The sequence below is a fragment of the Paraburkholderia sp. Ac-20347 genome (genome assembly GCF_017104805.1).
In the GTDB taxonomy this organism is placed as follows: domain Bacteria; phylum Pseudomonadota; class Gammaproteobacteria; order Burkholderiales; family Burkholderiaceae; genus Paraburkholderia; species Paraburkholderia tropica.
Genome location: NZ_JAAGPN010000001.1, coordinates 114,072 through 120,534 on the forward strand (window position 1 = coordinate 114,072; position 6,463 = coordinate 120,534).

Genomic DNA, 6,463 nt, shown 5'->3' on the forward strand with positions numbered 1-6,463 from the left:
GCGCTCTTGAGCCGCTTCGACCCGAGTGTCAGGCTACCGCGCTGACGGGCGCTTCAAACAGTTCGAGCAGTTCCTGCATGGTGGCGCGCGGCGCCGCTCGCCAAAGCGCGCCATAGACGATCTCGCTGTATAGCTCGATGCCTTCGGGGGAACTCGCATCGATCTGTCGCGACTCGACCACGAGGTCGAAAAGCTTCGTTGCGGTTCGAATGATGCTGCCAGCCTGTGCGTGGGCGATTGTTGTATTCATTCCTGCACGTATCGGCAAATAAATTAGAAACTTGAGCACGCCCGCCTTTCGGTTTATTCCAGACAGTGGCGCATCTTCCTGTCAAGTCATTCATCTCGCATCGACAACGGCAATGATTGCTGCGCTTTGCCGTAAGGTTCTCTTAAGTCACGCCCATTTAGCGTAGAGCGTTTTCATGGACGTTGCGTCCGCCCGGAGGCCGCTCTTGACCACTACCACCGAGAAACCGCTACTGGAAGCGGCCAGCAAGGTTCCGGCCCTCACGCTGGGCTTCTGGATCATCAAGATCGCAGCAACCACGCTGGGCGAGACGGGCGGCGACTGGGTCACCATGTCGTTGAACCTCGGTTATCTCGTCGGCACGCTGATCTTTCTCGCTGCGTTCGTGGTGCTCGTTTCCGCACAGGTGCGTGCGCACAAATTCAGCGCGGCGCTTTATTGGGCGACGATCGTGGCGACCACCACGCTGGGCACGACGCTCGCCGACTTCTGCGACCGTTCGCTCGGCATCGGCTATCCGGGTGGCGTGGCGATCATCGTCGCGCTGCTCGTGTTGAGTCTCGCGATCTGGTATCGCAGTGAAGGCACCGTGTCGATCGAGAGCGTGAACACGCCGCGCGTCGAATGGTTTTACTGGACCACGATTCTCTTTTCGCAAACACTCGGCACTGCGCTCGGCGACTGGGTTGCAGGCGATGATCGCGGCGGCCTCGGTCTAGGCTTCGAAGTGGGCGCGGCAATCTTCGGCGCGGCGCTGCTGGTCGTGGGGTTGCTGTGGCTGTGGCGCGGCGTGTCGCGCACCGCGCTGTTCTGGGCCGCATTCGTGCTGACGCGTCCGCTTGGCGCGACGCTCGGCGATCTGCTCGACAAACCGGTGGCGCAGGGCGGCCTGCATTTCAGCCGCCTTTACGCCTCGGCGATTCTGCTGGTCTTTATCGTGCTGTGCGTGGCCTTCATTCCGCAACGCGCTGCACGCCGTTCTCCCTCTGCGTAATTCTTTCCTCTTCGCGGTCGGTTTTTCGCGGTTCGATCCCATCGTTACCGCCATGCGCATTCACGGCGCATGGCGCGAATCTGCGCCTTGACAAAGCCCCCTGGCGCCTTCTATTTTTCCCTTGCCATCCTCATTACAAAATATTTCCTCCGGGGAAGATTTCCACGGGCAATGACGTTGCCCATGCTATGCATTGCAGATGCGTAGTATTCCTGATGATATTCAATTCGATTAATTGAATGAATAGCGTCAGGGTTGGAAAGCCGAATGTCAGCCGCCGCGCGCCGCTCACTTCCAGGTGAATACGAGGCGCCGTTCACACGCCTGCCGGGCGCAAGCGGCTTTCGCGTAGCGCATCGATATTCGAAGGGGCAATAATGAAATCAGACAGCAGCTCCGGCTTGATTCACCCCCGTATTTTTGCCATGCGCAGTGCGAGCGCGTTATGCGTCGCCGCGCTGATGCTCGCAGGTTGTGGCGGCGGCGATAGCGGTTCGGGTGCATCGGCTACCGCGTTCAAACAGGTGTCCGCGAATGCGCAGGATGAAACGCAATCGCCCGCCGCTAACCGGCCTTATTCCGATCCTGTTGCGTATTCGCTCAATGCAGGCGACGGCCTCGCGCCGACGCAGGTGGCGGAACGGTCCGCCGTCATGCATTACCAGTGGACCTCGGGAAGCACCACGATCAACTACACCACGACAACCGGTCATTTAACGGCGCGCGATGCGAAAGGCAATGCCGAAGCGAGCATGTCTTACGTGGCGTACACCGCGCCGAGCACCAACGGTTCGCCGCGCCCTGTGACCTTCGTGTATAACGGCGGCCCGGGTTCATCGTCGATCTGGCTGCGGCTCGGCTCGTTCGCGCCCACGCGCGTGGCCACGCCCGATCCGCTGATGACGAACTGGCCGAATTATCCGCTCGTCGATAATGCGGAAAGCCTGATCGACACGACGGACATGGTCTTTATCGATCCGCCTGGAACGGGCTTGTCGGAAGCGATTCTGCCGAATACGAACCAGAAGTTCTGGGGCTGCGATCCGGACGTGAACGTCATGCGCGATTTCATTCAGCGCTATCTGGCGGTGAACAATCGCAGCGCCTCGCCCATTTATCTTTACGGCGAATCGTACGGCACGCCGCGTACGGATATGCTCGCGCTTGCGCTGGAGGCGTCGGGCGTGAAATTGACGGGCATCGTGCTGCAATCGGCGATTCTCAATTATTACGCCGATGCCATCGAAGCCACGGCGATCGAGAATTCGACTGCGGGTTTAGCGCTCGATACCGATACGCTCGCGGGCTATTACCCCGGCTACGCGGAAGTGGCGGCGTATTTCAATCTCGCTTCACCACGTCTGATCGATCAGGGATTGTTCGCGCAGCAATCGGAAATCTTCGCGACCGGCCAGTACAACCATTTCAAGAAATACGCGCAAACCTGGGTGCTGAGTCAGTTGGGCATTCCCGACGCGCTGGGCACGCCGGTCTTGCCGCCCACGCGCACGATGGAGTCGTGGCAATGGCCGTCGAGTCTGACGATGCAGGCGCTGCAAGGGTATTTCAACACGAACCCTTTTAACAACGCGATGATTCCCGGCACCACGATCGGCCGTTACGACGGGCGTGTTTCGCTGCCGAATTCCGATCCGCGTTTGCAGGCCGATAGCGACCCGTCGGATATTCTGATTTCTCAGCCGTTCACCACCGCGCTCGCGACGCAGATGCCCGATTATCTCGGCTACACCGCGCCGAACGCCACCTATATGCCGCTGAACGACGCGATCATCCAGGTCTGGGACTTTTCGCACGATGGCGAGACCTTGCCGGACACCTTGCCCGATCTGGTCGGCGCGATCAAACTGAATCCGAATTTGAAGGTGCTTTCGGAGAACGGTTATCACGATCTCGCCACGCCGTTCTTCAATACGGAAAAGCAGCTCGCGCGATTGCAAACGGTGGCGGGTTTGAGCCCGAATCTCCAGGTGAATTTTTTCCCCGGCGGGCACATGATTTATCTCGACGACGTGGCGCGGCCGAAAATGAAAGCCGATCTCGTGAATTACTACGCGGGACAGCCGATTCCTTTGGCGCTCTCGCTCTGGACGCTGCCCGCGCCGTGGTCGGATGAAAGTTCAGGCAGCACGCCGACTGTGACGGCCACAACGACGGCCACAACGACCACAACAGCGCAAACCGCCACGTTGCAGTAATGCACAGCACCGGTCGTCGGCGCATGGGCGCGCGAGGACCGGTTCTTCACCTATTGAAAGCGAGTGATCATGTCTCTATTCGACAAGCTCTGCTGCATCGTGCCGCTCGTCGTGTGCGCGGCCGCCGTCAACGCCCAGGCCGCCACGCAATCCGTGGCGCCCGTGCAGCTTCCGCAAGGCGCGCATGGCGTGGACGGGCCGTTTTTCCCGTCGAACCGTCCGGCGCCCGTGACGCCCACCACGGGCACGCAATTGCAGGACGAGGCGCAGTCTCGGATCGAAGCGCGGCTCGGCGCGAATGCTTCGCTGAGTAACGGCGCGTCGATTACGAAAACGCAGGCGCAAGACAGCGGACTCGGTTATATCGCGCAGCATTTCGATCAGATCGACACGGCGCATACGGGCCGCGTCTCGATGAGCGACGTGCGGACGTATCTGCAGAAGCAGCAACGTCAATAAGCATTGCGGTTCAACGCGGGTTTAACGCAGGCTCGACGCGCGTGCGAAATTCAGGGTGATGAAGGCGTCGCGCACGCGTAATTGCTTGCGTGATTCAAATTGCCTTTGCCGAGATAACGCGGATACGCGGGATAGCGGCACAAGGGCCGCGTGCGTCCGTTCGTGTCCTGCGCGATATCGGTGGTCACGAGCGTATCCGGCGCGTTGCCTCGCGAAACCCAGTCGTCGAGCGCGCCGATCAGATCGACGGAGGGAATGAACACGCCGTTGCCGTGCTGATAACCCGGCACCATGTAAAGCCGCATGAAACTGTCCACGCGCGCCTGGCCGTAACGCGCGACGAGGCCTTCATACCAGGCGATGGTCTGATTCGGGCTGATGACTTCGTCGGCGAGTCCGTGCAGCGTGATGAGCTTGCCGCCGCGCGCGATGTAATGCGCGATGTCCGGATTCATCGCGCCGATGGTCGCCGAAAGCGTGGCAAGCCGCTGCTGATAGCGGCCCGGACGCATCACGTCGAAGTTCGACGAATCGAAGGTCGGGTCGTGCGTCACGAAGTATTTGAGGTAGGCGTCGCCTTGCGCGTAGAGATAACCGTTCGCGCGAAACGTGAGTTGCGAGCTGCGCTCGGGCGAATGCGCGAGGCCGAGCAGACTCGTGAAGCGCGTGCCCTGAAACACGTTGTAGCCGCGATAACGGTCGACGTTCCAGGCGAGCGCGTACGGCAGATGCAGACCGTCGCGCAGTTTTTGCAGCGTCGCGAGTTGCGGCGGCGTGAGGCAATCGTCGGGAGAAACAGCCGGCGTGGACGATGCCGAGGCATCGGCAGGACAGCGCAGCGAGTCGATGATTGTCGGCTCCAGCGCGCGGCAGGCTTCGACGTTGCTGATGATGCCGTCGGCGGCGCCGTCGAGCGTATCGCATGCCTGCATCGTGCGTTCGTACACGCGTTCGAGCAGGGCGGGCGGCACGAAGCCGCCCGGCACGCGATATTCGAGCCGCCCCAGTTCCACGCCGATCAATCTCACGCCCGAGAAGTTCAGCGCGGGCGAATTGGCGATCACGCCATCGTAATCGTCGGGATAGCGCTGGATGACCGTGTAGCCTTCGCGTCCGCCAGTCGATCCGCCGGCGAAATACATGTGCTCAGGCGCGCGTCCGTAGCCGCGTTCGATCAGCGCGAGCGCCACGTCGTGGGTTTTCTTCAGATGTGCGTAGCCGAAGTTGACGACGGCTTCGTCGAGCAGGCCGAAGGTCGCCACCGAGGCGTCGCCATTGTGGCCGGAGTCGTCGCCGAACGTGGCGTAGCCGCGCGCGAGCGGCGCGCGGTCCGGCGAGAACGGCATCGGTCCGGTGCCGGTGACGACCACGCCGCTATAGCCGCCGCCGCCGAATTGCAGCGCGCGGCCATTCCAGCGGCTCGGCAGATTCACTTCGAAACGGATGTCCGGCGTGCCCGCCGTCTGTGCGCGGATCACGCCGGTCAGGCGGCAGAAGTCGCCGTTGAGATTGCCGTTGGCCGTGGCGGGAATCATCGTGGCGGTTTGCACGAGCGCGCCGTTGGTCGGCAGGCCGATGGCGGCGGCCGGCAGCAACGCGCCCGCGAGATCGGTGCAATGCAGCGGCAGATCGGGCGCGCGCTGGGCGTGCGCGATGCCGCTCGCGAGGAACGTGAGCGCCGCGCAGGCGGCCGCGTGGAAAGGAACGCTACGCGCGATCGCCCGGGACGGTTTCATCGCTCCATGAGGTAGTGGGTCGTGTCGGGAAGTGCGGCGGCGCGCGGCTCGCTTGACGGCCGCCGCGCGCAAGACCGCCAATATGACATAGATCGGCGGCGCGTTTGCAGGAAGAAGCCATCTTCAGCGCGATGGCCTGCGCGAGAAAATCAGATAGCTGAGCACCGCAAGCGTGCAGACCGCGAGGCCGCCGTACAGCATCAGCGTGTTGAAACCGGCTTCGAGCGCGGCGCGGGCCGTCGTTTCAAAGTGCGGTTCAAAATGCGCGGGGTCGATCAAACCATCGCCGGGCGTGAGATTGCCCGCCGCCACGCGCGCGGCCAGCGCCTGCCACGAGACCGCTTGCGCCGCGTCGCCCAGCGCGTCCTCCAGATGGCGCGCGACGCTGGCGACGAGCAGCGATCCCATCAGCGCGATGTTGATGGCGAGCGTGACCATGCGCGCGCTCATGTCGATGCCCGAGGCCATGCCCGCACGGTCCGCCGAGACCGAACCGGTCGTCGTGTTCGTGACCGGCGTGTTGGTGATGCCGAGCCCCGCGCCCGCCACGAGGCAGCCGGGCAGCACGGCCAGCGCGTGGCCGTGGCCGAAGGCGCTGCCCGCGCGCATCACCAGGAAGCCCAGCTCGACAGTGAAGAGGCCCGCCGCACTCGCGCGCGCGAGCAGCAGGCGCATACCGACGCGTGCGTCGATGGGCGCGCACACGAGCGCCGGCAGCCTGTAAGCGAGCGGCGACCGTCCGTAAGCGACCGGGACTTCGACCAGCACGCTCTGCGAATAGACCGCCAGAGAAAGACTGACGGTCACA

Annotated in this window: 5 protein-coding genes and 1 pseudogene; 3 read left to right on the plus strand and 3 right to left on the minus strand. The window is 62.6% G+C overall.

Translation table 11 applies throughout. From position 1 onward, the window contains the following. Positions 1 to 28: 28 nt before the first annotated feature. Positions 29 to 289: a hypothetical protein gene (locus G3N97_RS00550; protein ID WP_205991385.1), complete on the minus strand. Its 261-nt coding sequence runs from the start codon at positions 287 to 289 to the stop codon at positions 29 to 31. Positions 290 to 455: 166 nt separating this feature from the next. On the opposite strand from G3N97_RS00550, the gene G3N97_RS00555 reads away from it, so the two are divergent. From G3N97_RS00555 to G3N97_RS00565, 3 genes are all read left to right on the plus strand, one after another. Further along, positions 456 to 1,244: a hypothetical protein gene (locus G3N97_RS00555; protein WP_241030268.1), complete on the plus strand. Its 789-nt coding sequence runs from the start codon at positions 456 to 458 to the stop codon at positions 1,242 to 1,244. 425 nt (positions 1,245 to 1,669) lie between these two features. After that, a complete protein-coding gene (locus tag G3N97_RS00560) occupies positions 1,670 to 3,460 on the plus strand; it encodes a peptidase S10 (RefSeq protein WP_241030280.1) in 1,791 nt (596 codons plus the stop codon). 69 nt (positions 3,461 to 3,529) lie between these two features. Continuing rightward, positions 3,530 to 3,919 (plus strand): 2-oxoglutarate dehydrogenase, encoded by a 390-nt coding sequence (locus G3N97_RS00565; protein WP_065059713.1) that lies wholly within the window; start codon positions 3,530 to 3,532, stop codon positions 3,917 to 3,919. Positions 3,920 to 3,969: 50 nt separating this feature from the next. Here the strand turns inward: G3N97_RS00565 and G3N97_RS00570 are convergent, their stop codons facing one another. Beyond that, positions 3,970 to 5,655 carry a tannase/feruloyl esterase family alpha/beta hydrolase gene (locus G3N97_RS00570; RefSeq protein ID WP_205991388.1) on the minus strand — a complete coding sequence of 562 codons (1,686 nt, stop codon included), beginning with the start codon at positions 5,653 to 5,655 and terminating at the stop codon, positions 3,970 to 3,972. A 123-nt stretch (positions 5,656 to 5,778) separates the two neighbouring features. Further along, a pseudogene (locus tag G3N97_RS00575) lies at positions 5,779 to 6,463 on the minus strand (MFS transporter); the annotation flags it as partial.

Bases quoted from the DNA above. Each gene is read 5' to 3' on its own strand.
- G3N97_RS00560 (WP_241030280.1), top strand. From the start codon at position 1,670: ATGCGCAGTGCGAGCGCGTTATGCGTCGCCGCGCTGATGCTCGCAGGT.
- G3N97_RS00565 (WP_065059713.1), top strand. From the start codon at position 3,530: ATGTCTCTATTCGACAAGCTCTGCTGCATCGTGCCGCTCGTCGTGTGC.
- G3N97_RS00570 (WP_205991388.1), bottom strand. From the start codon at position 5,655: ATGAAACCGTCCCGGGCGATCGCGCGTAGCGTTCCTTTCCACGCGGCC.